Genomic DNA, 25,560 nt, shown 5'->3' with positions numbered 1-25,560 from the left:
CGGAAATTTGGCTTGTAGAAATCCTTGCAGTTTCGGAACGAGCAGGTTCACAGCGGGTTCAAGCCGCGCCTACTAGGCCATAAGGCCATAGGAACGAACCGGAGTTAGACGCCATGAAGCGCATCGTTGCGCCCCTTATGCTGGCCCTTGCCGCTGCGCCGCTGGTCGTGCCGACCCTGCCGGCCGCCGCGCAGCAGGGCGATGCCGACCTGTCGCGGGTCAATGCCTATATCCGCGCGGTCACGACCATGACCGCTGATTTCAGCCAGACCGACCGGAATGGTCAGACGCTGACCGGCAAGCTGACGCTGAAGCAACCTGGCAAGATCCGCTTTCAATATCAGAAGGGCGTTCCTTTGCTGATCGTGGGCGATGGCAAGGCGCTGACCGTCATCGACTATGAAGTGCGGCAGGTGCAGCGCTGGCCGATCGGAAATTCGCCGCTGGGTGCGCTGATTGATCCGAGCAAGGATCTGTCGAAATTCGGCAAGGTGATCCCGACCGATGATCCCTCGATCCTGTCGGTGCAGGCGCGCGATCCCAAGCGGCCGGAATTCGGCACTATCACCATGATTTTCAAGCGCGACGCGGCCAGCCCGGCTGGCCTTCAACTTTATGGCTGGGTAGCCCTCGATTCGCAGAATAACCGCACCGCCGTGCGCCTGACCAACCAACGCTATGGCGCGCCGGTGGAGGATTCCGCCTTTCGCTGGACCGATCCGCGTCCGCGCGGCCGGTCGGCCGGCGGCTGACCGGAGCATCGGGCGCGGTGGATGGAAAAACTTTCCAATCCGTTCATCTGCCGCTCATATCGGCAGCGCTAATCAGCATTTCACGGCGGAAGGCTAAACCGGGATTTCCCCCCTGTTACCCGGTCCCCATCTTTCGCCGCGAAGCGCTTCAAGGGCGCGATCGAGACCCCCGTTCCACGCCCCCGGAGCGGGGGTCTTACATTGTCCGGTATAAGCGCCGAAGTCCGCCGCTTGCGCAACGACCCGCGGGCTTTTAGGGCATCGTCATGGCCCAAACCCTTTCAGTCTGTTCCTGGAACATCAACAGCGTTCGCGCCCGCATCGACATCGTCGAACAATTGCTGCGAGAGGAAACGCCCGACATCCTGTGCCTTCAGGAAACCAAGGTGGTGAATGAGACTTTCCCCACCGAGATGTTCCGGCGGCTGGGCTATGTCCATCAGGTGTTGAACGGCCAGCGCATGCATCATGGCGTCGCGATCCTGAGCAAGGTGCCGATCCATGAGGATGACCGGCTGGACTGGCAGGCCAATGGCGAGGCGCGCCATGTCGGCGTGCGACTGGACAATGGCGTGCGGATCGAAAATGTCTATGTGCCTGCCGGCGGCGATGTGCCCGATCGCACTGTGAATCCCAAATTCGGCCAGAAGCTGGATTTTCTGGAGCGGATGATCGAATGGTCGGCCGCTCTGGAGGACAAGCCCACCATCCTGACCGGCGATTTCAACATCGCGCCGCTGGAATGCGATGTGTGGAGCCATCGCCAATTGCTTGACGTGGTCAGCCATACCCCGATCGAGTGCGAGATATTGGGCCGGTTGCAGGCGTCGAACGACTGGGTCGATATCGGCCGCCATTTCCATCCTGCACCCGCCCGGCTCTACACCTGGTGGAGCTATCGGGCGAAGGATTGGGCGGCGTCGGATCGCGGGCGGCGGTTGGACCATATGTGGATGACCCGCGACGTCGCGGAAAAAGCCGTCGGCCATCGCGTGATCGAACCGGCGCGGAGCTGGATCAAGCCGTCGGACCATATTCCGATCATCACGGACTTCGCCTTCTGATGGCAGGCAGGGTAGGGCGCAACGCCGCGCGCGCGATCGACGCGCTGCGCCGGGGCTGGCCGGTGCGGCTGGTCGCGGACGATGGCGCGATCCGGCTGATGGCGATCGAGGGCGCGGACGCGGTGACGCTGGCCGACTTCGATCCCGACGCCAACGCCGACATTTTGATCTCCGCGGCCCGCGCCGAGACGCTCAACCTCGCCAACCAGCTGGCGGCCGCCGACCCCGAACGCCCAGTGCTGATCGCACGCACGCCCTGGATCGACGCCGACGTCGCGACCAGCATCGCCGATCCCGTGCTGGATCTGGGCTCGCCGCTCAAGGGACCTTTCCGGGCGCGGCCGCTCGTCAGCCCCCATGCCGCCCAGGCGGCGCTTCGGCTGGCGCGGCTTGCAGGTATTTTGCCGGCCTATTTTGTGAGCGCTGCTGATGGCGATGCGGAGGCGGAGGCAAGCGCTGATGATATCGCCGCCTATGACGACGCCATCCATCTGGCCATCGCGACACGCGCGCGTCTGCCGGTCTCGGCGAGCGAGACGGCGGAGATCGTCGCCTTCCGCAGTCCGGACGAGCCGCGCGAGCATGTCGCGCTGATCGTCGGCAAACGCGATGGTTCGCCTCCGGTCGTCCGCCTGCACAGCGAATGCCTGACCGGCGATGCGCTGGGCAGCCTGAAATGCGATTGCGGGCCACAATTGCATGAGGCGCTGCACAGGATCGCGGACGCGCCATGGGGCATCTTGCTCTATCTGCGGCAAGAAGGGCGCGGCATCGGTCTGGTCAACAAGCTGCGCGCCTATGCGATGCAGGACCAGGGGTTCGATACGGTCGACGCCAATGTGCGGCTGGGCTTCGCCATCGATGCGCGCGACTTTTCGGTCGCGGCGCGGATGCTCGATCTGCTGAATGTGGGTGCGGTGCGATTGCTGACCAATAATCCCAAAAAGGTAACGGGACTGGAGGCGGCGGGAATCACAGTAACCGAACGCCTGCCGATCATCCTGCCGACCAATCCGCACAACGAACGCTATCTGGCGACCAAGCGGGACCGGACCGGCCACCAGCTATGAGCGTAATCCGCGTCGATTGCGCCGCAGGGCGGCTTACCTTCGGCGAACTGGCGATGGACTGCACAATCGGGCGAGGCGGCGCCCGCTTAGCGGCCGACAAGCGGGAAGGGGATGGGTGCACGCCGGTCGGACTTTGGCCGATCCGGGGCGTGTTGCTGCGGCAGGGCAGGGTGGAGTCGAGCGATATCCATCTGCCCTGGCGCTGGATCCGCAAAAGCGACGGCTGGTCCGACGATAGTGCGGACCCCGCCTATAATCGTCCTGTCCGGTTGCCCCGCGCCTTTTCCGCAGAGAGCCTGATTCGCAGCGACGATGCCTATGATGTCATCATGGTGCTGGGCCATAATGACGCGCCGCCCGTCGCAGGGCAGGGGAGCGCCATTTTCTTCCACCTGTCGGAAGGCCGGCCGACCGCCGGATGCGTGGCGGTGGAACGGTCAGACATGCTGCGCCTGCTGCCGCTGTTGCGGCCCGGCGATAGGATGGACATCCGGCGCTAACGATCTTCCGTTTTGCCGTTGGGCCCTTATGCCCGTTGCAGCGCCTCGCCGACCTCGCCACCGGCCGCAGCCAGCAACCGGCGCTCAAGCGTCTGGAGCCGTGCCTTGCTCTCGATCTTTCCGCCGATCAGGTCGGTGATGTAGAAGGTGTCGACCGCACGCTCGCCATAGGTGGCGACATGAGCGCTGTGGACGGTGACTTTCGACTGGAAGAGCGCGTTGGCGAGGCTGAACAGCAGCGCTGGGCGATCGCGGGCATTGACCTCGATCACGGTGAAGCGGTTCGACGCCTTGTTGTCGATCAGCACATTGGGTTCGATGCGAAACGCCTCGGCGCGGGTGCGGGGCAGGGGGCGCGCCGCCAATTTGGTAATGAGGCGGTGTCGGTTCGACAGGGAATCCTCGATCGCGCTGCGAATGCGCTTCAACTGCTCGGGGCTGTGAAACGCGCCGCCGAGCGGGTCCTGTACCAGGAAATTGTCGATGGCGACGCCGTCGCGCGTCGTATGGATGCGCGCGTCGATGATATTGCCGCCGGCCAGATGGATGGCGCCCGCGACACGATAGAAAAGACCCGGATGGTCGGCTGCATAGACCGTGACCAGCGTCGCGCCGCGTTGCGGATAATATTGCGCGGCGATCGACAGCGGCGAATCGCCCGATTCCAGGATATGCTGGACGTTATGAATCAGGATGTCTTCAGGCTCCGCGATCCAGTAGGATTCGGGCAGGCGGCTGCTGAGCGCGTCGAAAGTCTCCTCGCTCATGCCCAATGTCTGGCGTAGCATATCCTGTTTCGCGGCGACCCGTTCGCTACGGCCCTTCTGTTTGTGGCCAAGGCGAAGCACCTCCTCTGCCGATTCGTAGAGATCGCCGAGCAGTTGCCGTTTCCAACTGTTCCATACGCCCGGCCCCACCGCGCGAATATCGACGACGGTCAGGCACAGCAGCAGGCGCAGCCGCTCGGCGCTTTGCACTACCTCCACGAAATCGAGGATGGTCTTATAGTCGGCGAGATCGCGCTTGAAGGCCGTGGCCGACATGAGCAGATGATAGCGCACCAGCCAAGATACGGTCTCTGTCTCCGCCGCCGTCAGGCCAAGGCGCGGGCAGAGCGTGTCGGCGATGTCCGCGCCCAATATGCTGTGGTCGCCGCCCCGACCCTTGGCAATGTCATGCAGCAGCACCGCGACATAGAGGACGCGGCGCGACAGCAATTTGCCCATCAGGTCGGTAGCGAGCGGGTGGTCGGTGCCAAGCTCTCCCTTTTCGATGCGCGCGAGAAGGCCGACAGCACGGATCGTATGTTCATCGACTGTGTAATGATGATACATGTCGAACTGCATTTGCGCGACGACGCGGCGAAAGTCGGGGATGAAGCGACCAAAAACCGTCGATTCATTCATCCAGCGCAGCACCGTTTCGGGATCGCGCGGCGACGTCAGCACGTCCATGAAAAAGCCGTTGGCGCGCGCGTCCTTGCGCACCTTGTTGGTGATAAGGCCAGCATCGCGGCTGGCCGCGCGCATGGCGCTGGGGTGAATCTGAAGCCCGTGCTTGTCCGCCAGCGCGAATATCTCCAGCAGGCGCACCGGGTCCGCCTGGAAAAAATCGTCGCTCGGCAGGCTCAATCGCCCGCGATCCAGCACGAACCCCTCCAGCTTCTTGGGCCGGCGGAACAGGCTGGGGATATAGCGTCGACCCTTGGGGCCAAGCTGGTCGTCCAGATGCGCCAGGAAGACGGCGGTCAGGTCGCCCACCGTCTTGGCGTTCAGGAAATAATAGCGCATGAAGCGCTCCACGCCTGAACGGCCGGCGCGGCCGGTGAAATGCATCCGGGTCGCGGTTTCCAGTTGCAGGTCAAAGGTCAGCCGATCCTCAGCCCGGCCGGTAATGCTGTGGAGATGGCAGCGAACCGCCCAGAGGAAATCCTCCGCCTTCTGGAACTGGCGCAGCTCCGCCTGGGTGAGCAGGCCCACATCGACCAATTCCGCGACGGAGCGGACGCGGTTTACATATTTGCCAATCCAGAAGAGGGTGTGGAGGTCGCGCAGGCCGCCCTTGCCTTCCTTGACATTGGGTTCGACGACATAGCGGCTGTCGCCCATGCGCCGGTGCCGTTCGTCGCGTTCCTCCAGCTTTTCGGTGACGAAGGCGCGGGCATTGCCCTGCATCACTTCGGTGTCGAACCGGGTCGAACTTTCCTCATAAAGCGAGCGGTCGCCCCAGATATAGCGCGCTTCCAACAGGGCGGTGCGGACCGTCAGGTCGCTTTTGGCCATGCGGATCGTCTCATCGACCGACCGGCTGCTATGCCCGACCTTCAAGCCGAGGTCCCAGAGCGAATAGAGCATGGATTCGATCACCTGCTCGGTCCAGCCGGTCGGTTTCCAGGGGGTGATGAAGCCGATATCGACATCGCTGTGCGGCGCCATTTCGCCCCGGCCATAGCCGCCCACGGCGATCAGCGCGATCCGCTCGCCCGTGCTGCGATTGCCGGCTGGATAGAGGTGATGCGTCGTCGCGTCATAGAGCAAGCGCAGAATCTGGTCGATCAGGAAGGCAAAGGCGCTCACCGTTTCGCGTCCACGCGTCGGCCGCTCCTCCAATCGGCGCGCGACATCCGCCCGGCCATGGTCGAGCGCATCTTTGAGTTCCTGCACGATCAGGCCGCGCAGCCGCATGGGATCGCCGCGGTGCTCCAGCGCCAGGGCGTTGATCCGATCGGAAATGGCGCGCCGGTCGATGATCGCGCGACGCGATCCTAAGGCGGGAAACTGCATGACCATGCTGCGCTATCTAGTCGTGCTGCTCCTGCACGACCAGTTGTTTCAATCGATAGATGTGATCGAGCGCTTCACGCGGAGACAAGGCATCCGCATCGATTGCTTCGATCGCCTCGCGCAACGGGTCGACCGGCTCATCCTCCTGCGCCGCGGCCGCCGCGAACAGGGGCAGGTCGTCAAGGCCCGCCGCAATGCCGCCGGTCTTCGCCTTGCCTGCTTCCAGCCGCGCGAGAACATCCTTTGCCCGCTTGAGCACCGCGGGCGGCAGGCCGGCGAGCCGCGCAACCGCCAGGCCATAGCTGCGGTCGGCCGGCCCCTGCGCAAGTTCGTGCAGCAGGACGAGGTCGCCCTTCCACTCACGGGCGCGGACATGGTGCAGCGAGAGCGAGGGGAGAGTTTCGGCCAACCGCGTCAATTCGTGATAATGAGTGGCGAAGAGGCAGCGGCACTGGTTGACCTCATGCACCGCCTCCACCACGGCCCAGGCCAGCGCTAGCCCGTCATAGGTCGATGTGCCGCGCCCGACTTCATCCAGAATGACGAAACTCCGCTCGGATGCCTGCGCCAGGATCGCGGCGGTCTCCACCATTTCGACCATGAAGGTGGACCGGCCCTTGGCGAGATTGTCCGATGCGCCAACGCGGCTGAACAAGCGATCGACCAATGTCATCGTCGCCGACTGGGCGGGGACATAGCCACCCGCCTGCGCCAATATCACGATCAGCGCATTTTGCCGCAGGAAGGTCGATTTGCCCCCCATATTCGGGCCTGTGACCAGCCACAGCCTATCGCTTTCGCCAAGCCGGCAATCATTGGCGACGAAGGGCTGGCCTTCCTTGCGCAGCGCATCCTCCACGACCGGGTGGCGCCCGCCGACGATGTCGAGACATTGCCCCCCATGACCACCGACGCCATCAGCAGCGACGAAATGGGGCCGCTGCCATCCCCCCTCCGCCGCACGCTCGGCCAGCGCAGCGGCGACGTCGAGCCGAGCGAGCGCATCGGCCGCGCGGGCAATATCGGCCTTGCGACCGAGTACGGCGTTGGTGAGGTCCTCCAGATGCGCGGCTTCGGCGACCAGCGCATGCGCGCCGGCCTGGGCGACGCGCCCGGCTTCTTCATGCAGGTCCACCGAATTGAAACGCACCACGCCGGCCAGCGTCTGGCGATGGGTAAAGCCGCTGTCGGGCGCCATCAGCGCGTCGGCGGCGCGGGCGGGGACCTCCACATGATAGCCGAGCACGCCATTGTGCCGGATCTTGAGCGCGCCGATGCCGGTTTGCTCGCGATATTTCGCCTCCAGCGCGGCGATGGCGCGGCGGCCGTCCCCGGCCATGCGGCGCAGTTCGTCCAGCGCCGCGTCATAGCCATCGGCGATATAGCCGCCATTGGCGGTTTCGGTTGGCGGCGCAGGGATGAGCGCGCGCGCTAAGGCGTCCACCATCTGCCCATGGCCGTCGAGCGCAGGGAGCAATTGTTGCAGCAGCGGCGGCTGGTCGGGCAGACGGCCCAGCCGTTCGCGCAGCATCCGGGCTTCGCCAAGACCATCGCGCAACTGGCCCAGGTCGCGGGGGCTGCCCCGGCCGACCGCGACGCGCCCCAGCGCGCGGCCAATGTCGGGCAGGGCGCGCAGGGCGCCGCGCACTTGATCGCGCAGGCCCGCATCATCATGGAACATCTGCACCAGGCCCAGCCGCGCTTCGATGGCGGACAGGTCCATCAGGGGCGCGGAAATATCCTGCGCCAGCAGTCGCGCGCCCGCGCCCGTGACTGTCCGGTCGATGGCGGCGAGCAGGCTGCCTGCGCGCGTGCCGGCGGTGGTGGCGACGATCTCCAGGCTTTCCCGCGTGGCCGCGTCAATCGCGACATGTGCGCCGCTCGCCTTGCGCATCGGGGGCGCAAGGAAAGGCAGTGTGCCCTTGCCGGCATGATCGAGATAGGCGACCAGCCCGCCCATGGCGGCAAGTTCGGCGCGGCCGAATTGGCCAAAGCCATCCAGCGTTGCCACGCCGAACAGCCGCTTGAGCGCAGCTTGCGCCCGGCTGCTGGAAAAGGCGGCGTGGTCAAAGGCTGTGGCGCCCGGAACATCCATCGTCGCGCCGTCCGCCAGCACGGTTTCGCTCGGCCGCAACCGGGCCAACTCGGCGGGCAGGTCGACGATGGGGCAGGTCAATGTCTCAAACCGGCCAGTCGATATATCGGCGGCGGCGATGCCGACTTCGCCCGACGTCTCGCCCCCCACCTGCGCCAGCGCCACCAGCATATTGTCGCGCCGCGCGTCGAGCAGCGTTTCTTCGGTCAGCGTGCCGGCGGTGACGTAGCGAACGATGTCGCGCGCCACCAGCGCCTTGCTCCCGCGCGCCTTGGCCTGCGCAGGGGTTTCGGTCTGTTCGGCGATGGCGACACGGTGGCCGCCCTTGATCAACCGCGCGAGATAGGATTCGGCACTGTGCACTGGAACACCGCACATCGGGATCGGTGCGCCTTCATGATCGCCGCGGCTGGTGAGCGCTATGTCCAGCGTCGCGGCGGCCAGTTTTGCGTCGTCAAAGAAAAGTTCGAAGAAGTCGCCCATCCGGTAGAAGAGCAGGCAGTCCTGCGCCTGCGCCTTGAGCGCCAGATATTGGGCCATCATCGGCGTGGGCTGGGCGGTCGTGTCGCTGGATTTCGCCATGGCGCAGCCGATAGCCCGAACGCCGGCCTGAAACCAGAGCGTCGCGAAAGGTGCGGGAAAATTGCGTATCTCGCACTTGCCCACAAGATAGGCGCACCGCTAGGGCCTGTTCATCTTTCCAAAAGTTCCAATAGTTGGGAGCCCATGATGTCCGACCGATCCAATGTGGAATTTTCCGAACGCGAGGCGCTGTTCTTCCACGCAACCGGGCGGCCTGGAAAGATCGAGATCATCGCGTCCAAGCCAATGGCGACGCAACGCGACCTTTCCCTTGCTTATTCCCCTGGTGTCGCCGTTCCGGTCCGCGCCATCGCGGCCGACCCCGCAACCGCCTACGATTATACCGCCAAGGGCAATTTGGTTGCAGTCATCTCCAATGGCACCGCAATTCTTGGCCTTGGCAATCTGGGCGCGCTCGCCTCCAAGCCGGTGATGGAAGGCAAGGCGGTGCTGTTCAAGCGCTTTGCCGATGTCGATTCGATCGACATCGAACTGAAGACCGAGGATGTCGACCGCTTCATCGATGCGGTCGAGCTGATGGAGCCGAGCTTTGGCGGCATCAACCTGGAGGATATCAAGGCGCCCGAATGCTTCGTTATAGAAACGACGCTGAAGGAGCGGATGAATATTCCCGTCTTCCACGACGACCAGCATGGCACCGCGATCATCGCCGCTGCGGGCGTACTCAATGCCGCACTCCTAACGGGCCGCGACATGAAGACCATGAAGGTGGTGGTGAATGGAGCCGGGGCCGCATCGATCAGCTGCACCGAACTCATAAAGGCGCTGGGCGTGCCGCACGACAATGTCATCATGTGCGACAGCAAGGGCGTGATCTACCAGGGCCGCAGCGAAGGCATGAACCAGTGGAAATCGGCCCATGCGGTCAGGACCGACGCACGCACTCTGGCCGAAGCCGTGAAGGGCGCGGATGTGTTCCTGGGCCTTTCGGTTGCCGGCGCGATGAGTCCGGAAATGGTAGCGTCCATGGCGGACAAGCCGATCATCTTCGCCATGGCCAATCCCGACCCCGAAATCCTGCCTCCCGATGCCAAGGCGGTGCGGCCGGACGCGATCGTCGCGACCGGGCGGTCCGATTTCCCCAATCAGGTCAACAATGTCCTGGGTTTCCCCTTCATCTTTCGCGGGGCGCTGGACGTGCGGGCTACCGGCATCAATGAGGCGATGAAGCTGGCGGCGGCCAAGGCGATCGCCGAACTGGCGCGCGAACGCGTGCCTGAGGAAGTGGCCAAGGCCTATGGCCGGTCGCACAGTTTCGGGCCCGATTATATCATTCCTGCCCCCTTCGATCCGCGCCTGATGGAAGTGGTGCCGGCCGCTGTCGCTCAAGCGGCGATGGAAACCGGCATGGCGCAGCGACCGATCGAGGATCTAGGCGCCTATCGCCAGTCCCTAAAGGCGCGGCTCAATCCCACGACATCGGTGCTCAACAGCGCCTATGAAATCGCCAAGGCCAATCCCAAACGCGTGGTCTTTGCCGAAGCGGAGGAGGAGGTGGTGCTGCGCGCCGCGATCCAGTTTCGCGAACTGGGCTATGGCGTCCCCGTCCTGGTCGGGCGCGGCGACGTGATGGACAAGTTGCGCGCGCTGGGCGTGCGCGATCCCGAGAGCTTTGAACTGCATAACAGCGTCAATTCGCCATTGGTGCCCGATATGGTCGACATGCTCTATGCGCGGCTTCAGCGCCGCGGCTATCTGCGCCGCGACTGCGAGCGGATGGTGAACCGCGATCGCAATATCTTTGGCACCTTGCTGGTGAAGATGGGCGTTGCCGACGCGATGCTGACCGGCATGACCCGGCCCTATGCCCAGACCCTGCGGGAGGTAAAGCGGGTCATGGACCCGGCGGCCGGCCGCACGCCCTTTGGCATCCATGTCATGGTGGCGAAGGACAAGACGGTGTTTCTGGCCGACACGACGGTGAACGAGCGACCGAGCGCGGCGGAACTGGCCGACATTGCCATGGGCACAGTCGCGGTTGCGCGCCGCATGGGCCATGATCCGCGTGTTGCTTTCCTGTCCTACGCCAATTTCGGAAACCCGCCCGGCAGCTTCCTCGACAATATTCGCGGCGCGGTGAAGCTGCTGGACGAACGAACGGTCGATTTCGAATATGAGGGCGAAATGACGCCTGACGCGGCGCTCAATCCGGCGGTGATGAAAAATTATCCCTTCAGCCGGTTGTCGGGTCCCGCCAATGTCCTGGTCATGCCGGGCCTGCATTCCGCCAACATCTCGGCCAAGCTGCTGCGTGAACTGGGTGGCACCTCGATGATCGGCCCGCTGCTGGTGGGGATGGAAAAATCCGTGCAGATCGCGACCATGTCCTCCAACGCGTCGGAATTGCTGACTTTGGCGGTGCTGGCGGCGGGCGGCGTGGCGCTCTGACCGGTTCCCTGTCGCTTTTCGCTTGCGCCAGAGCGTCTCGACGCGACAGGGAAGGCGCGACAACAGCAATGGGGAGCGTGACGCCATGGGCATGACCGGTTTTGACAGCGCGACCTTTCGTCGCGTGCTCGGCCATTACCCGACCGGTGTGTGCGTCGTGACCGCCGTCGAAGAGGATGGCGCGCCGGTGGGCATGGTGGTCGGTTCCTTCACCTCCGTCTCGCTCGATCCGCCCTTGGTCGCCTTTTTCCCGGCCAAGACGTCGAGCAGCTGGCCCCGCATTGAAAAGGTCGGCCGCTTTTGCGTCAATATCCTCGCCAGCGATCAGCTGCCGGTATGTCGTCAGATTGCCGCGCCCGGAGTCGATAAATTTGCCGGCATCGCCCATCGCGTATCGGCCCACGGCTCTCCGATCCTGGACGATGTCGTCGCCTGGATCGACTGCACGCTCGATGCGGTGCATGAAGCGGGCGATCACCACATCGTGCTGGGGCGCGTAGTCGCGCTGGAGGTGGAGCGGCCCGAGCGGCCCCTGCTCTTCTTCCAAGGCAGCTATGGCGAGTTCGCACTGCTCGATTGACAAAATCGGTCCTCCATATTGCGCAGCGGCGCGCATGCCGACATATCCCGGACATAATACGGCTCCTTAACGCATTGCGCCTACAGGAGCAGGACACTCTGGCCGGATCACCGCATGACCGCGTTGCTCATCACCGTCGATACCGAGCTGTCCGCCCTGTTGCAGCAACGCGGGCTGAGCCTCGACGAAAATCTGCGACGATCGATCCATGCCGAAACAGGTGGCCGGGCCTGTGGCATTGGCTGGCAGATGGATGTGCTGGATCGCCATGGGCTGACAGGCGTGTTCTTCCTCGACCCGCTGCCTGCGCTGGTTCATGGCGCGGCCTTCCTTACGCCGATCGTCGGTGAGATCGTCGGTCGCGGGCATGAGGTGCAATTGCATATCCACACCGAATGGCTCGCCTGGGCCAGGGACTCGCCTGTCGAAGGGCGTCAGGGGCGCAATATCGGCGATTTCTCGCTAGGCGATCAGGTAACGCTGCTCGGTTTGGCCAAAGACTATCTGGAGCAAGCCGGCGCGCCGCCGATCACGGCCTTTCGCGCCGGCAATTTCGGGGCCAATGACGATACGCTGCGTGCACTGGCGGCTGTCGGCATCGACTGGGACAGCAGCGTCAACCCTGCCTATCTGGGCGGCGACTGCCGCATTTCGGCAGATCATGGACAGATTGGCGCAAAGCGTATCCATGGCGTGGCCGAATTGCCCGTTTCAGGCATCATCGACCGTCCCGGCGGATTTCGACCGGCGCAGATTTGCGCCATGTCGGCGGACGAGATGCGCGCCGGCCTGCGTCACGCCGTCCGCAACGGTCATGACGCCTTTGTCGTGGTGACCCATAGTTTCGAAATGCTGTCGCGCGATCGCGCGCGGCCGAACGGGGCCGTGATCCGCCGGTTCGAACAGCTGTGCCGCGAAGCTGCTGGATTGCCGGGGGTGCGCGGCATGGGCTTCCGTGATCTTTCACCGGCGCTGGCCGACGCGCCTGAACGTCCCCTGGATCGCGTGCCGCCCAGCCGGTTGCGCACCGGAATGCGCATGGCGGCGCAGGCACTGGCCACGTGGCGCTACGAGCATCGGCTTATCCCTGCGTGAGCGCGCTGCCCGGCGTTCTCCTCCTTGGCATGGAAAATGCCATCGCCCTGACGATCACGCGAGAGTTGGGGGAGCATGATGTTCCTGTGCATGGCGTCGCGCGTGATGCGTCCGCCATCGCTGTCGCCTCGCGTCATTGCCGGGGCTGGACCCGGCGCCCTGACGGGTTGATTGCATCCTGGCTGCCCGATCTTATCGCGCGGACAGGCGCGCGCGCCGTGTTGGCGATCGCTGAATCCGACCTGATGGAATTGGCGACGATGCCGCCGATGATCGGCGATTGTCATATTCTCGCGCCTCGGCTCGATCGCCTGGCGCGCGTGCTGGACAAGCGGCAGACGCTGGAGGCCGCAGCCGGGGCGGGCCTGCTTACCCCGCAGACATGGCAACCGGTGCCTGGTGAGGATTTCGCCGCGCGCCTTGCGGACATGCGCTATCCCCTCGTCGCCAAATGGGCGAACCCGCAGGCGATCTTGCCCGTGCTGGAGGCCGCGGGCCTGGAGTGGCGCAAAACGGATTATCTGCACGGTCCCGATGATCTGCGTATCTTGCTGGATCGATTTGCCCCCATCGGCCGCTGGCCCCTGATCCAGCAATATTGCGCCGGTCATGGCCTGGGGCAGATGCTCTACATGCAGGGCGGCCGCGCCACGCTGCGCTTTCAGCATCGGCGGTTGCATGAATGGCCGCCCGAAGGTGGCGTATCGACGCTTTGCCGGGCAGAACCGATGGACCGCCATGACGCGCAAATGGCGCTGTCGGAAAAATTGCTGCGGGCCATTGGGTGGGAGGGTCAGGCAATGGTCGAATATCGCCATGATCCTGACAATGATCGATATTGGCTGATGGAGGTCAATGGCCGCTTCTGGGGCAGCCAACCGCTTGCCTGGCATTGCGGCGCGCATTTCGCCTGGGAGGCCTATCGCCGTGTCGTCCTGGGGCAGACCGATCCGGCTCGGGCGCCCCGCGACGATCTGCGCGCGCGTTACATGGTGCCCGAAACCAAGCGGCTGGGGCGCATTCTGCTGCGGCCGCGCACGATCGACGATCCCTATTTCCGTCGGCGGCCGCTGGCGGAGCTGGCGGGCTATCTGATGGGATTTCTCGATCCGCGATCGCGTTATTATGTGTGGTCCTGGCACGACTTCCGGCCGTGGCTGCGCGACATGGCGCAGATAGTCAGGAAAGCCGTGCGCCGGGAAGGCTGACAGCGATCCGGGCGACCGCCCTTTCGATGCGGGTCAGGCACTGCACCATATATTCCTCGTCCAGCCCATAAGGGTCGTGCAGATGCGGCGTCATCGGTCGGGTCCATCGGCCGAGCAATGTGCGCGGCACGTCGCGCAGGCGCGGATCTGCGGCCAACCGGGCCAGTTGCCGCACTTCCATCACCAGCAGCAGGTCGCCCGGCTGCGGCTGATAATCTGCAAGATCGGTGGCGCGATGGGCGTGGAGGTCGTGGCCAAGCGCGTGCGCGGCCGCGATTGCGGGCGGATGGGCGGGGCGACCGGGCGTGGTGGAAAGGCCCACGGATACCGCGCGCAGGCCGGCACGACGCGCTACCGCCTCGGCAAAGGCGCTGCGGCAGATATTGCCCTGGCAGACGAAGACCAGTCGGCGCACGCAGGCGGGATCGAACGACCTGCCCGTGGACAGGCCCAGAAACATCTGTGGATAGGAGAGGGCAAGCCGCACCAGTCCGCGAAACGTGCCGAAGTGCCGGCGAATCATCGGCAAGGGTGAAGGCGGGGGGGCATCACGACGTTGATAGCCAAGCCATGGATGGGATCAACCAGGTTGGGGGCCGTTCGTGGTTCAGATTCACGCAACACCGCGTTGCGGAAACCCGTGCCGCGCATTGATCACCGGCGCGAATCGATCCACGGCCAAGCCGTCAGAATTTGAAGCTGGTGCCCAAATAGACGGCCTGACTGTCCTGTCGGTCGTCGGTCATGGGGGTCAAACGGCCCACGACATTATTGTTGTAGCGCACGCCCGCCGTTACGTTGAGGTTACGGGTCAGCGAATAGGAACTGGCGAGGTCCAGCGAATAATCCTTCTCAGCCGCCGGGTTGCGCGCGGCGCTCGGTTCGCGACGGCTCTCGATCAGTACCTTGGTGCTGAAACGGTCCTTCTTGCCATCATCGAGGGAGAAATTCTTGGCATCAACCATCGTTTCGACCGGCACCGGGTCAAGCGCCTTGCGGCCCACCGATTCGGGCAGGGCAAATTTGCGCCAGTTATGCGCGCCGTTCAGGCTGAAGGCCATGGGCTTGATATCGACGGGCGTCTCGGTCTTGTCCGAGCCACCGCGATCGCTCGCGCGGACCATGATGGTGATTTCACGCTGGCCGCTCAGCGATCCGCTGGTGGGCGTGAAGCGGAAACCCTGCCGGCTGGCGGATGCTGCGATCTTGGCGTAAGCCGCAGCAAGCTGAGGATCCTTGGTGGTGGGGGTGAAGGAGGAAATGCTGCCGAGCGCGCCCAGCGATACCGGCGCATCGGGGCGCAGCGGCGCCAGATCCGTCGCCGCGCCAATGGCGGGAGACAGCAGGAAGCCGGCAACGGCAATTGCCGATCCTGCTACCGCTAAATATCCCCTGTTCATGCGCATGACCCGAATCTCGTCCCCGCCAACTTGTATTTGTTAACGCATTACACCGACAAAGCCGCCACTGGCTAGAGGCCCGGCGGCTTTTTATCCAAGCTGTTGCTCCAAACCCACATGTTTGTCGAAGGTGCCGGCGGCGCAATAATTTCGCGGTCAACGCCCGCGCGCGACGGACTGATCCAGCGCCCCTTGCCCAATGGCGCGCGGACACTATAGAAGCGGGCTGATTTTCGTCTTTTCAAGCTAGGACATGCCTGATGGCCCGTCGCCTTCCCGCCCCTGTTTCCGCCGGTCTGCTGCTGGCTGCGCTTCTGCCGCTCGCGGCGTGCGGCGGTGGTTCCAAGGACCGGCCCAAGGCGGATCTCGCCGCCTCTCGCGTGACGACGATCGGCGTCAACGCCTATCTGTGGCGCGCGACGCTCGACACCTTGTCCTTCATGCCGCTGGCGCAGACCGACTCGAACGGTGGCGTGGTCGTCACCGACTGGTATATCGATCCCAATACGCCCGGCGAGCGGATGAAGCTGACCGTGTCGATCCTGGATCAGGATCTGCGCGCCGATGCGGTGCGCGTCGCTGCCAGCCGCCAGGTCAGCCAGAATGGCGCCTGGGTCGATGCCCCGGTCAAGGCCGCCACGGTGCAGAAGCTGGAGGAGATCATCCTCACCAAGGCGCGCGACCTGCGCCGCATGGCGATCGGCTGACCCTACCCCAATTTCCAGGGGCCGCGCGGCGCGGCCCGTTTTTCAGCATCCGGGGCTGGGCTTCATCGCAGGCCCAGCCCCGCGCGTATGTGTAAGGATTAGAGATGCAAAGGCGCTTCAACCCGCTGGAGGCCGACGCCCGCTGGCAGGCGATGTGGGACGAAAAGCAGAGCTTTCGCGCGAACGATGCTTCGCCCAAGCCGCGATCCTACGTGCTGGAGATGTTTCCCTATCCATCGGGGCGCATCCATATCGGCCATGTGCGCAACTATTCGATGGGCGACGTGCTGGCGCGGTTCCGCCGCATGACCGGGCATGAAGTGCTGCACCCGATGGGCTGGGACGCCTTTGGCATGCCGGCCGAAAACGCCGCGATGGAAAAGAAGGTGCATCCAGGCGACTGGACCCGTTCCAACATCGCCAACATGCGCGCGCAGCTGAAAAAGCTGGGCTTCGCGATCGACTGGAGCCGCGAACTCGCCACCTGCGAACCGGACTATTATGGCCATGAACAGGCGCTGTTCCTGGACATGCTGGAGGCTGGCCTCGTCTATCGCAAGGAATCGTCGGTCAACTGGGACCCGGTCGACATGACCGTGCTGGCGAACGAACAGGTGATCGACGGCAAGGGCTGGCGATCGGGTGCGCCGGTCGAAAAGCGCAAGCTCAACCAGTGGTTCCTCAAGATCACCCAGTTCGCCGACGACCTGCTGGACGGGCTGAAGAGCCTCGACCAATGGCCCGAAAAGGTGCGGACCATGCAGGAAAACTGGATCGGCAAGTCGGTTGGGCTCCAATTCCGGTTCGACTTCGCGCCCTTCCCGGAACGCGAAGCGCTGGAGGGTCTGGACGCGGGCGCGGGGATCGCGGTCTATTCGACCCGGCCGGACACCATCTTCGGCGCCAGTTTCGTCGCGATCGCCGCGGATCATCCCGTGGCGCAGGCGATCGCCGCCAACAATGCGGACGCCGCCGCCTTCATCGAGAAATGCAAAGAAGGCGGCACCACCGCGGCCGAGCTGGAGACGGCCGAAAAGCTGGGTTTCGATACCGGCTTGTCGATGGTTCATCCGTTCGACCCTGATTGGCAGCTGCCCGTCTTCATCGCCAATTTCGTGCTGATGGACTATGGCACGGGCGCGGTCATGGGCGTGCCCGGCCATGACCAGCGCGACCTCGACTTCGCTCGCAAATATATGCTTCCCGTGGAGCGCGTGGTCGCCGCCGAGGGCGAGGCCGACGAGCCCATTCATGACGAGGCCTATACCGGCCCCGGCCGTCTGGTGAACTCCCGCTTCCTTGATGGAATGGCGGTGGAAGAGGCCAAGGCCGCCGTCATCGCCCGCGCCGAGAGCGAAGGCTGGGGCGAGGGCAAGACCGTGTTCCGCCTGCGCGACTGGGGCGTGTCGCGTCAGCGTTACTGGGGCACGCCGATCCCCGTGATCCATTGTGACGGCTGCGGCGTGGTCCCGGTACCCAAGGATCAGCTGCCGGTCGTGCTGCCAGAGGATGTCAACTTCGACATTCCCGGCAACCCGCTCGACCGGCATCCGACCTGGAAGCATGTCGACTGCCCGGCCTGCGGCAAGCCCGCCCGGCGCGAAACCGACACGCTCGATACGTTCGCCGATTCCAGCTGGTATTTCATTCGCTTTGCCAGCCAGCCAAAGGACAGGCCGTTCGATCGCGCCACGGTCGAGCAATGGCTGCCGGTCGGCCAATATATTGGCGGCGTCGAACATGCGATCCTGCATCTTCTCTACGCCCGCTTCTGGACGCGCGCGCTCCAGCATATGGGGCAGCTGGGCTTTGCCGAGCCGTTCACCGGGCTGTTCACCCAGGGCATGGTGACGCATGAAACATACAAGGCCGGCGATGGCAGCTGGCTGTCGCCCGGCGAGGTGAAGAAGTCCGGCGACGACTATACGCATATCGAAAGCGGCGCGGCCGTTACCGTTGGCCGCGTCGAAAAAATGTCCAAGTCCAAGAAAAATGTCGTCGATCCCGATGACATCATCGAACAATATGGTGCGGACGCGGTGCGCTGGTTCATGCTGTCCGACAGCCCGCCCGAGCGCGATCTGCCCTGGACCGACAGCGGCATCGAGGGCAGCTGGCGTTTCGTCAACCGTGTCTGGCGGCTGTTCGCTGAGGCCGATGCGGCGGCGGAAGGCCAAGACAAGGCGCTGGACCGCAAGCTGCACCAGACGATCGACGGCGTGGCGAAGGATATTGAATCGCTGGGCTTCAATAAGGCGGTCGCCAAGATCTACGAGCTGGTGAACGCGGTCGAAAAGGCCAGGCCATCGGCCAGCCGCACCACCGCCATTCGTACGCTGGCGCTGCTGGTCGCGCCGATGACGCCGCATCTGGCCGAGGAAGGCTGGGCGCAGATGGGGCAGGACAATGGCTGTTCCAGCCTGATCGCCGAGGCTTCATGGCCGGCGGTCGATCCCGCGCTGCTGGTCGATGATGAAGTCACCATCGCCTGCCAGGTCATGGGCAAGCTGCGCGACACCATCACCGTGGCCAAGGGAACGCCCCGGGACGAACTGGAAAGGCTGGCGCTCGCTGCCCCCAATGTCGCCCGTATCCTGGACGGTGCCAGCCCCAAGAAGGTGATCGTGGTGCCCGACCGGCTGGTCAATCTGGTCATCTGAATCGAACCTCGTCGTTCCCGCTTTCGCGGGAACGACGGAAGGTTTAAGGGTCCGGATCATGAAGCGCATCCTTCCCGTCATCGTCCCCCTTATCGGCCTTGCGTCCCTTACCGCCTGCGGGCTGCGGCCGGTCTATGGTGGGGGCGGCGCTGGGCCGGTCGCGCGGGCGCTGGGCAATGTCGAGGTCGCCCCCATCGAGGGCAAGGCGGGCTGGCTGGTCCGCAATGCCCTCAACGATCGGCTGGCCGCGATGCAGAGCGGCAGCGGCCCGCGCTACCGACTGGTCGTCAAGCTGGACGATAATATTGCGGGCCTGGGTCTGCGCGCCGACGCGGCGATCACGCGCGAGCGGCGGACGCTGCGCGCGCGCTATCAGTTGGTGGATGAAAGCACCGGCGCACAGATATTGGACGACACCGCCGGGTCGGACGCGGGCATCGACGTCACGTCCAGCGAATATGCGACCATCGCGGCTGAGGATACCGCGCTGGAACGGCTGTCGCAGACGGTCGCTGATCAGATTATCACCCGCCTTGCTCTCTATTCGCGCAAGGCCGCCAATCCTTGAAGGCCAATCGCGGCCAGATGGAAAAGGCGCTGGACGCCCCCGGTCAGGGTGCGGCCGCGAACACCCGGTTCTTCCTGCTCTACGGCCCCGATGAGGCGGGCAGCCAGGCGCTGGCGAAGCGTCTTGAACGCGCCATGGGGCCGCAGGCGGAGCGGATCGATCTCGACGCGCCGACCCTGCGCGAGGATCCGGCGCGCCTGTCCGACGAAGCGGCGGCCTTTTCCATGTTCGGCGACAAGCGGTGGATTCGCGTCAACGGCATTGGCGATGATTGCCTGCCCGCCCTCAACGCCTTGCTGGACGCCGAAGCGGCGGGCAACCCGGTGATCGCGGTCGCCGGCGCGCTCAAGCCGACGTCGAAGCTGGCCAAGCTGGCGCTCGATCATAAAGGCATATTGGCCTGCATCTCCTATCAACCCGACGGGCGGGAGGCGGAGCAGATCGCCATCGGTATTGCGCGGGACGGCGGGCTGCGCCTGTCGTCTGACTTGGCCCGGCGGATCGTCGACCTGTCGGGCGGGGACCGGGCGCTGATGGCGGGCGAGATCGAAAAGCTGATTCTCTATCTCGACGCGGCGCCCGACCGGCCGGCCGAAGCCACGGCGGAAGCGCTGGATGCGCTGTCGGCGGATAATCCTGAAACGGAAGTCGGTCCCCTGGTCAACGCCGTGCTGGGCGGCGACCTTCGGGCGATGCATCGCGAATTGACGGCATTGGCGCAGGCGGGCGCCGCAATGGCGGCTGTGATCCGCCCGTTGCTCACCCGCGCGATGCTGCTGGCGACGATCCGTGACGCCTTCGACGCCAGCGGGCGGCTGGAGGCGGCGGTCGATCAGGCCGGCCGCGCGGTGTTCTGGAAGGAAAAGGGGCTGGTGACGCGGCAGGTGCGACTTTGGGACGCGCCCGGCATCGCGCGCGTGATCCAGCGATTATTGGCAGCCGAGCGATCGAGCCGCGGGGGCAGGGGCCTGGGCGACCTGATGGTGCGGCATGAGTTGCTGGCCATCGCGCGGCAGGCAGCGCGGGAGCGGGCTTGATCCGCCTTCGCCCCATGGCCATATTGCCGCCATGGAAAAGATCAGCCTCACCGACGCCGAATGGCGCCAGCGCCTGACCCCCGAACAATTTCATGTGCTGCGCGAAGGGGGCACGGAGCGGGCCTTCACCGGCAAGCTCAACGCCAACAAGATCGATGGCGTCTATTATTGCGCCGGCTGCGGCGCGGAACTGTTCGATGGCGAGGAAAAATATGATAGCGGATCGGGCTGGCCCAGCTTCACAGCGCCCGTCGACATCGACGCGGTCGAGGAAATTCGCGACACCAGTCACGGCATGATCCGCACCGAAGTGCGCTGCGCCAAATGTGACGGGCATCTGGGCCATGTCTTTCCCGATGGCCCCGGCGTCAATGGCCTGCGTTACTGCATGAACAGCGCCAGTCTGGACTTCAAGCCGCGCGAACAGCATCCATGATCGTTCATCGCTGGTAAAGCGCGTATCGCCATGGAAGGGGCGAAGCGGTCCATTTCGAATGCCGGACGCATGATTTGCGCTGGCCCGGACCAGGTTTAGCGCGTATCCGGGGCGGCACAGATGGCAGGATCAGGCAAGAGCAAGGGCACGCCCCGCGGCGTCAGGAAATGGCTGATGCGCGGGCTGAAGATCGGCCTGGCGGCAGCGGTCGCGGCCATGTTGGCGCTGGTGATCGCTGTCGTGATCGCGCTTCAGTCGCTGCCCGACTATGAAAGTCTCAAATCCTCGCCCAATGGCCAGATGATCCGCGTCCATGCCGCCGATGGCAGCGTGATCGTTTCGCTTGGTCCCAGTTTCGGCCGCTGGATGACCTATGATCAGATCCCGGCGGTCATGGTTGACGCGATGGTCTCGACCGAAGACAAGCGTTTCTACATGCATCCCGGCATCGACCCCGTCGGCATGGCGCGCGCCGCCTGGGTTGCGGTGGAACGGCGCGGGTCCGGCCGCCGCCTGCAGGGCGCATCGACCATTACGCAGCAGGTGACGCGCAACATCTTCCTCAACAACAGCTATAGTTTCGGGCGGAAGATCCGCGAAATGGTGCTGGCGTTGGCGATGGAACGCAAATTTTCCAAGCGGCAGATCCTCGAACTCTATCTTAACAAGGTGTATTTTGGCGGCGGCGCCTATGGCATCGATGCCGCCAGTCGCAAATTCTTTGGCCATCCCGCAACGACGATCGACTTGCCAGAGGCCGCGATCATCGCCGGACTTGTCAAGGCGCCTTCCAGCTATTCCCCCACCGCCGACGCCGAGGCGGCGATCGGCCGCGCGGGCGTCGTGCTCGACCTGATGCAGGATAATGGCAAGATTTCAGCATCGGAGCGCGCCAGTGTAGACCTGGACGACGTCAAGATGGCGCCCGAACCGCCGCAGAACAGCGTGCGCTATTTCACCGACTGGGCGTTGCCGCAGCTCGACCTGCTGATCGACGAACCCAATGAGCCGCTGGAGGTCTATACCACGATCGACCTTGGCATGCAGCGGGCCGCGACCGCAGCGGTGCAGGCCAACGCGCCCAAGGGCGCGCAAGGCGCCATGGTCAGCCTGGATCGCGACGGCGCCGTGCGTGCGATGGTCGGCGGCCTTGATTATGTGTCGTCCAACTATAACCGGGCCGTCACCGCCACCCGTCAGCCCGGTTCCGCGTGGAAGATCTTCGTCTATATGGCAGCGCTCGAGGCGGGCTATACGCCCGACACCGGCATCACCGACGAGCCGGTAACGATCAACGGGTGGAGCCCCCGCAACAGCAATGGCCGCTTCGCCGGCGCGATCGATATCCGCACCGCCTTTGCCTATTCCATCAACACGGTCGCAGCCAAGCTGGGCGTGGAAGTGGGCTTTTCCACCGTCGCCGACATGGCCCGCCGCTTTGGCATATCGACGCCGATTAACACCCATCCTTCCATGGTGCTGGGCACGTCCGACGTGCGCCTGATCGACATGACGCGCGCCTTTGCCTCGATCGCGCGCAAGGGGATCGCGGTCACGCCCTATGGCATCACCAAGGTGACGACGGCGGACGGGCGACTGCTCTACGAACATCAGGATGACACCAGCCGCGTGCTGGTTGCGCCCTGGGTGGCCGCTGGGATGACCGACTTGATGCAGACCGCGGTCAGCACCGGGACGGGCCGCGCTGCACAGATCGGCCGGCCAGTCGCGGGCAAGACTGGCACCACCAGCAGCAACAAGGATGGCTGGTTCCTGGGCTTTTCCAGCGGCATCACCACCGGCGTCTGGATGGGCCGCGATGATGCGCGTGCGGTGGGCGGATTGCAGGGGGGCCGCGCCCCGGCCCGCGCCTTCGCGGACTATATGAAGGTCGCCGTCGCCAAGCGACCGGTCGAAAAGTTCGACACCGAAGTCACCCTGCCCGAATGGCAGCTCGAACCGGATGAAGAGGCCTATTATGAGGGCCCCGACAATGGCGCCTATGCCGGCGGCATGATGGTCGATGAAAATGGCTATCCGATCGAGCCGCCAGCCCCCGCGCCTTCGCAGGGCTATGAGGATGAGCCGGATATGGAGGTCGACCCGCAGGATCGCCCGCAGCCGCCGCGGCTCGACCAGCAGTGGATCGACAATGTGCTGGGCCGCGACCCCGCGCGCCAGCCGGCGCAACAGCCGCCGTCCAACCGGCCGCCATCGCAGCAGCCCTGAAACGCGGCTCAGCCGTCCGCCGGTTGGTTCGCCGCCAAGCGTGTGGGCGTGATCGCATTGGCGTCGGGTAACAGGAAGTCGACCTTTCCCCGCGCGAAATCGATCGCCACCCGGTCGAACACGCGCAGCGCGCTGATGCCCAGCAGCAAGGCGGGCTTGTCCTGCATGCCCAGTTCCGCAAAGGGGCTGGCGTCGGCAAAGATCACCGGCACTTCGGTCAGGTTGACGCGGCCCAGCGCCACCGATCCTATGCGGCCGACTTCCCCGATCAGCGTGCCGCCCGTGACGCTGGTGAGTGTCGCGGTCAGCAGGTCGGGCGCGCGCTTTTTGCGCAGCAGCTTGTCGCGTAGCGCCAGGTTGCCGATGCTGTAATGGCTGCCGGTATCGAGCATGATGTTGACCCGCATCCCGTTGACCCGCGAATCCAATAGAATCAGCTGCCCGCGCTTGCGCCGCGCCTCCACCACGATCGTGTCGGGATCGGTTGGAAATGTCCGTCGGCGGCCACTGTCGGCAATGTCCATCGTGCCGCTGCGGAAATTCAGGACGACGCGCCTGTCGTGCAGGCTATCCAGCCCCAACAGGCCCGCCGCGCCCAGATGCTCCCCCTCCAGCACAGGCGCTTCGATATCGTCGATCACGCCCGCACCGAATGTCAGGCGCGGCAGGGCGACCGTTGCGACCTGGGACCGCCCGGTCATGCTGAGGATCGTGACATCGGCGCGCGGCGGCAACGCCAGGCGTTGAGCCAGGTCGCGCGCGATCACCGTGCGCTGCGATCCAGTATCAATGACGAAGGGCCATGGCCCCTTGCCGTCGATGGAAATGGGGATGGTGACGCGATCGTCCAGGCTGGCGGTGCGCACGAGCGCGGGAGGTACTTGTGGATCGAGCGGCGGCGTCTGCGCAGCCAGGGGCGCGTTGACGAACGCCAGCATGATCGCCAGCAGGGCAGGGAGCCGTCCCATATCCTCATCCTTTTCGTGTCTTCTGCCGCCCTTATAGCATGACAGGCGACAATCGCGCCATGTGCACCGCTGACCGCGCCATTGGCGAACGGGCCCCAGATTTGCGGATTTTGGATGCCTGTCCCAGCTTGACGGAAGGATGCACGGCCCGCTACACGCAATCAACCTGTCCACGCCCTTCCGGAGCGCGGAGTCCCGGCGGTCCTCGCCGGCTAAATCCTTCCTTTCCGGCCTTTTCCTTCTTCACCTCATCGGACCGACTCGCTCATGCACCTCAAGGACCTCAAGAAAACCGTCCCCGCCGACCTCGTCACCATGGCGGAGGAACTGGGCGTAGAAGGCGCATCGACGTTGCGCAAACAGGACCTGATGTTCGCGATCCTGAAGGCCGAGGCGGAAAATGGCGAACAGATCATGGGTGAAGGCACGATCGAGGTGCTGCCCGATGGTTTCGGCTTCCTGCGCAGCCCGGAAGCCAATTTCCTGGCTGGTCCCGATGACATCTATGTTTCGCCTAATCAGGTCCGCAAATTCGGCCTGCGCACTGGCGACACGGTGGAAGGTGAGATCCGCGCGCCCAAGGATGGCGAGCGCTATTTTGCCCTCACCAAGCTGACCACGGTCAATTTCGATGATCCCGATGTGGTTCGCCACCGCGTCAATTTCGACAATCTGACGCCGCTCTATCCGGACGAGAAGCTGCGGCTCGATACGCTGGACCCGACCGTCAAGGACAAGTCGGCCCGCGTCATCGACATCGTTTCCCCGCAGGGCAAGGGCCAGCGCACGCTGATCGTCGCGCCGCCGCGCGTCGGCAAGACGGTGATGCTGCAGAATATCGCCAAGGCGATCACCGACAATCATCCCGAAGTCTTCCTGATCGTGCTGTTGATCGACGAGCGGCCCGAGGAAGTCACCGACATGCAGCGCAGCGTGAAGGGTGAGGTTGTCTCCTCCACCTTCGACGAGCCCGCCACTCGCCACGTCCAGGTCGCCGAAATGGTGATCGAAAAGGCCAAGCGTCTGGTCGAGCATAAGAAGGACGTCGTCATCCTCCTTGACTCCATCACCCGCCTTGGCCGCGCCTACAACACCGTCGTTCCTTCGTCGGGCAAGGTGCTAACCGGCGGCGTCGACGCGAATGCGCTCCAGCGGCCCAAGCGTTTCTTCGGTGCGGCGCGCAATATTGAGGAGGGTGGTTCGCTCTCCATCATCGCCACCGCGTTGATCGACACCGGCAGCCGTATGGACGAAGTCATTTTCGAAGAGTTCAAGGGCACCGGCAACTCGGAAATCGTGCTGGACCGCAAGGTTGCGGACAAGCGCATTTTCCCGGCGCTCGATGTTGGCAAGTCCGGCACCCGCAAGGAAGAGCTGCTGGTCGACAAGCCCACACTCAGCAAGATGTGGGTGCTGC

General features: G+C 64.4%; 20 protein-coding genes. 15 read left to right on the top strand and 5 right to left on the bottom strand.

Features of this window, described 5'->3' with window-relative positions; genetic code table 11:
• The first annotated feature begins 113 nt into the window (after window positions 1-113).
• The 4 genes from B2V90_RS15435 to B2V90_RS15420 all read left to right on the top strand — a co-directional run bounded on the left by B2V90_RS15435 (window position 114) and on the right by B2V90_RS15420 (window position 3,386).
• Window positions 114-752 carry a LolA family protein gene (locus B2V90_RS15435; RefSeq protein ID WP_009823306.1) on the top strand — a complete coding sequence of 213 codons (639 nt, stop codon included), beginning with the start codon at window positions 114-116 and terminating at the stop codon, window positions 750-752.
• A gap of 266 nt (window positions 753-1,018) precedes the next feature.
• Window positions 1,019-1,816, top strand: coding sequence for an exodeoxyribonuclease III (locus B2V90_RS15430; protein ID WP_228221428.1), 798 nt, complete (start codon window positions 1,019-1,021; stop codon window positions 1,814-1,816).
• Window positions 1,816-2,886: a GTP cyclohydrolase II gene (ribA, locus tag B2V90_RS15425; protein ID WP_228221427.1), complete on the top strand. Its 1,071-nt coding sequence runs from the start codon at window positions 1,816-1,818 to the stop codon at window positions 2,884-2,886. Before B2V90_RS15430 ends, ribA begins: the two co-directional genes overlap by 1 nt.
• The gene (locus B2V90_RS15420; protein WP_228221426.1) at window positions 2,883-3,386 is read left to right on the top strand and encodes a L,D-transpeptidase family protein; all 504 of its coding nucleotides are present in this window, start codon (window positions 2,883-2,885) and stop codon (window positions 3,384-3,386) included. The genes ribA and B2V90_RS15420 overlap by 4 nt, the downstream gene beginning before the upstream one ends.
• A gap of 26 nt (window positions 3,387-3,412) precedes the next feature.
• On the opposite strand, the gene B2V90_RS15415 is transcribed toward B2V90_RS15420, so the two are convergent.
• Both B2V90_RS15415 and mutS read right to left on the bottom strand, forming a co-directional pair.
• Complete coding sequence (locus B2V90_RS15415) at window positions 3,413-6,175, bottom strand: [protein-PII] uridylyltransferase (RefSeq protein ID WP_228221425.1); 2,763 nt, start codon at window positions 6,173-6,175, stop codon at window positions 3,413-3,415.
• Window positions 6,176-6,185: 10 nt separating this feature from the next.
• A complete protein-coding gene (mutS, locus tag B2V90_RS15410) occupies window positions 6,186-8,846 on the bottom strand; it encodes a DNA mismatch repair protein MutS (protein WP_228221424.1) in 2,661 nt (886 codons plus the stop codon).
• A 147-nt stretch (window positions 8,847-8,993) separates the two neighbouring features.
• Here mutS and B2V90_RS15405 point away from each other — a divergent pair, with 147 nt between their 5' ends.
• From B2V90_RS15405 to B2V90_RS15390, 4 genes are all read left to right on the top strand, one after another.
• A complete protein-coding gene (locus B2V90_RS15405) occupies window positions 8,994-11,255 on the top strand; it encodes an NADP-dependent malic enzyme (protein WP_228221534.1) in 2,262 nt (753 codons plus the stop codon).
• 85 nt (window positions 11,256-11,340) lie between these two features.
• Window positions 11,341-11,835, top strand: coding sequence for a flavin reductase family protein (locus B2V90_RS15400; protein WP_228221423.1), 495 nt, complete (start codon window positions 11,341-11,343; stop codon window positions 11,833-11,835).
• 114 nt (window positions 11,836-11,949) lie between these two features.
• A complete protein-coding gene (locus tag B2V90_RS15395; RefSeq protein ID WP_228221422.1) occupies window positions 11,950-12,930 on the top strand; it encodes a polysaccharide deacetylase family protein in 981 nt (326 codons plus the stop codon).
• A complete protein-coding gene (locus B2V90_RS15390; RefSeq protein WP_228221421.1) occupies window positions 12,927-14,138 on the top strand; it encodes a carboxylate--amine ligase in 1,212 nt (403 codons plus the stop codon). Before B2V90_RS15395 ends, B2V90_RS15390 begins: the two co-directional genes overlap by 4 nt.
• Here B2V90_RS15390 and B2V90_RS15385 read toward each other — a convergent pair.
• Both B2V90_RS15385 and B2V90_RS15380 read right to left on the bottom strand, forming a co-directional pair.
• The gene (locus B2V90_RS15385; protein WP_228221420.1) at window positions 14,110-14,661 is read right to left on the bottom strand and encodes a low molecular weight phosphatase family protein; all 552 of its coding nucleotides are present in this window, start codon (window positions 14,659-14,661) and stop codon (window positions 14,110-14,112) included. The two genes, B2V90_RS15390 and B2V90_RS15385, sit on opposite strands and share 29 nt — an antisense overlap.
• A 163-nt stretch (window positions 14,662-14,824) precedes the next feature.
• Window positions 14,825-15,544 carry a hypothetical protein gene (locus B2V90_RS15380; RefSeq protein ID WP_228221419.1) on the bottom strand — a complete coding sequence of 240 codons (720 nt, stop codon included), beginning with the start codon at window positions 15,542-15,544 and terminating at the stop codon, window positions 14,825-14,827.
• A gap of 254 nt (window positions 15,545-15,798) precedes the next feature.
• Here B2V90_RS15380 and B2V90_RS15375 point away from each other — a divergent pair, with 254 nt between their 5' ends.
• The 6 genes from B2V90_RS15375 to B2V90_RS15350 all read left to right on the top strand — a co-directional run bounded on the left by B2V90_RS15375 (window position 15,799) and on the right by B2V90_RS15350 (window position 23,175).
• Window positions 15,799-16,245 (top strand): DUF3576 domain-containing protein, encoded by a 447-nt coding sequence (locus tag B2V90_RS15375; protein ID WP_228221418.1) that lies wholly within the window; start codon window positions 15,799-15,801, stop codon window positions 16,243-16,245.
• Between the two features lie 104 nt (window positions 16,246-16,349).
• Window positions 16,350-18,905, top strand: a complete 2,556-nt coding sequence (gene leuS / locus B2V90_RS15370) for a leucine--tRNA ligase (protein ID WP_228221417.1) — start codon at window positions 16,350-16,352, stop codon at window positions 18,903-18,905.
• A 58-nt stretch (window positions 18,906-18,963) separates the two neighbouring features.
• On the top strand, window positions 18,964-19,473 hold the full coding sequence (lptE, locus tag B2V90_RS15365; protein ID WP_009823292.1) for an LPS assembly lipoprotein LptE: 510 nt from the start codon (window positions 18,964-18,966) through the stop codon (window positions 19,471-19,473).
• Window positions 19,470-20,510 (top strand): DNA polymerase III subunit delta, encoded by a 1,041-nt coding sequence (gene holA / locus B2V90_RS15360; protein ID WP_228221416.1) that lies wholly within the window; start codon window positions 19,470-19,472, stop codon window positions 20,508-20,510. The genes lptE and holA overlap by 4 nt, the downstream gene beginning before the upstream one ends.
• Window positions 20,511-20,541: 31 nt before the next feature.
• A complete protein-coding gene (gene msrB, locus B2V90_RS15355; protein ID WP_009823290.1) occupies window positions 20,542-20,946 on the top strand; it encodes a peptide-methionine (R)-S-oxide reductase MsrB in 405 nt (134 codons plus the stop codon).
• Between the two features lie 120 nt (window positions 20,947-21,066).
• Complete coding sequence (locus B2V90_RS15350; protein WP_228221415.1) at window positions 21,067-23,175, top strand: transglycosylase domain-containing protein; 2,109 nt, start codon at window positions 21,067-21,069, stop codon at window positions 23,173-23,175.
• Between the two features lie 8 nt (window positions 23,176-23,183).
• Here B2V90_RS15350 and B2V90_RS15345 read toward each other — a convergent pair whose 3' ends face one another.
• Entirely contained in the window at window positions 23,184-24,143 is a 960-nt protein-coding gene (locus B2V90_RS15345) for a retroviral-like aspartic protease family protein (protein ID WP_228221414.1), read from the bottom strand.
• A gap of 267 nt (window positions 24,144-24,410) precedes the next feature.
• On the opposite strand from B2V90_RS15345, the gene rho reads away from it, so the two are divergent.
• Window positions 24,411-25,560 (top strand): transcription termination factor Rho (gene rho, locus B2V90_RS15340; RefSeq protein WP_293922102.1); only part of this gene is annotated, 1,150 nt, incomplete at its 3' end.

The sequence above is a fragment of the Sphingobium sp. UBA5915 genome, assembly GCF_002431195.1.
Taxonomy (GTDB): Bacteria; Pseudomonadota; Alphaproteobacteria; order Sphingomonadales; family Sphingomonadaceae; genus Sphingobium; species Sphingobium soli.
This window is presented reverse-complemented; position numbering and strand designations above follow the sequence as displayed.

Bases quoted from the DNA above. Each gene is read 5' to 3' on its own strand.
- B2V90_RS15435 (WP_009823306.1), top strand. From the start codon at position 114: ATGAAGCGCATCGTTGCGCCCCTTATGCTGGCCCTTGCCGCTGCGCCG.
- B2V90_RS15430 (WP_228221428.1), top strand. From the start codon at position 1,019: ATGGCCCAAACCCTTTCAGTCTGTTCCTGGAACATCAACAGCGTTCGC.
- ribA (WP_228221427.1), top strand. From the start codon at position 1,816: ATGGCAGGCAGGGTAGGGCGCAACGCCGCGCGCGCGATCGACGCGCTG.
- B2V90_RS15420 (WP_228221426.1), top strand. From the start codon at position 2,883: ATGAGCGTAATCCGCGTCGATTGCGCCGCAGGGCGGCTTACCTTCGGC.
- B2V90_RS15415 (WP_228221425.1), bottom strand. From the start codon at position 6,175: ATGGTCATGCAGTTTCCCGCCTTAGGATCGCGTCGCGCGATCATCGAC.
- mutS (WP_228221424.1), bottom strand. From the start codon at position 8,846: ATGGCGAAATCCAGCGACACGACCGCCCAGCCCACGCCGATGATGGCC.
- B2V90_RS15405 (WP_228221534.1), top strand. From the start codon at position 8,994: ATGTCCGACCGATCCAATGTGGAATTTTCCGAACGCGAGGCGCTGTTC.
- B2V90_RS15400 (WP_228221423.1), top strand. From the start codon at position 11,341: ATGGGCATGACCGGTTTTGACAGCGCGACCTTTCGTCGCGTGCTCGGC.
- B2V90_RS15395 (WP_228221422.1), top strand. From the start codon at position 11,950: ATGACCGCGTTGCTCATCACCGTCGATACCGAGCTGTCCGCCCTGTTG.
- B2V90_RS15385 (WP_228221420.1), bottom strand. From the start codon at position 14,661: ATGATTCGCCGGCACTTCGGCACGTTTCGCGGACTGGTGCGGCTTGCC.
- B2V90_RS15380 (WP_228221419.1), bottom strand. From the start codon at position 15,544: ATGCGCATGAACAGGGGATATTTAGCGGTAGCAGGATCGGCAATTGCC.
- B2V90_RS15375 (WP_228221418.1), top strand. From the start codon at position 15,799: ATGGCCCGTCGCCTTCCCGCCCCTGTTTCCGCCGGTCTGCTGCTGGCT.
- leuS (WP_228221417.1), top strand. From the start codon at position 16,350: ATGCAAAGGCGCTTCAACCCGCTGGAGGCCGACGCCCGCTGGCAGGCG.
- lptE (WP_009823292.1), top strand. From the start codon at position 18,964: ATGAAGCGCATCCTTCCCGTCATCGTCCCCCTTATCGGCCTTGCGTCC.
- msrB (WP_009823290.1), top strand. From the start codon at position 20,542: ATGGAAAAGATCAGCCTCACCGACGCCGAATGGCGCCAGCGCCTGACC.
- B2V90_RS15350 (WP_228221415.1), top strand. From the start codon at position 21,067: ATGGCAGGATCAGGCAAGAGCAAGGGCACGCCCCGCGGCGTCAGGAAA.
- B2V90_RS15345 (WP_228221414.1), bottom strand. From the start codon at position 24,143: ATGGGACGGCTCCCTGCCCTGCTGGCGATCATGCTGGCGTTCGTCAAC.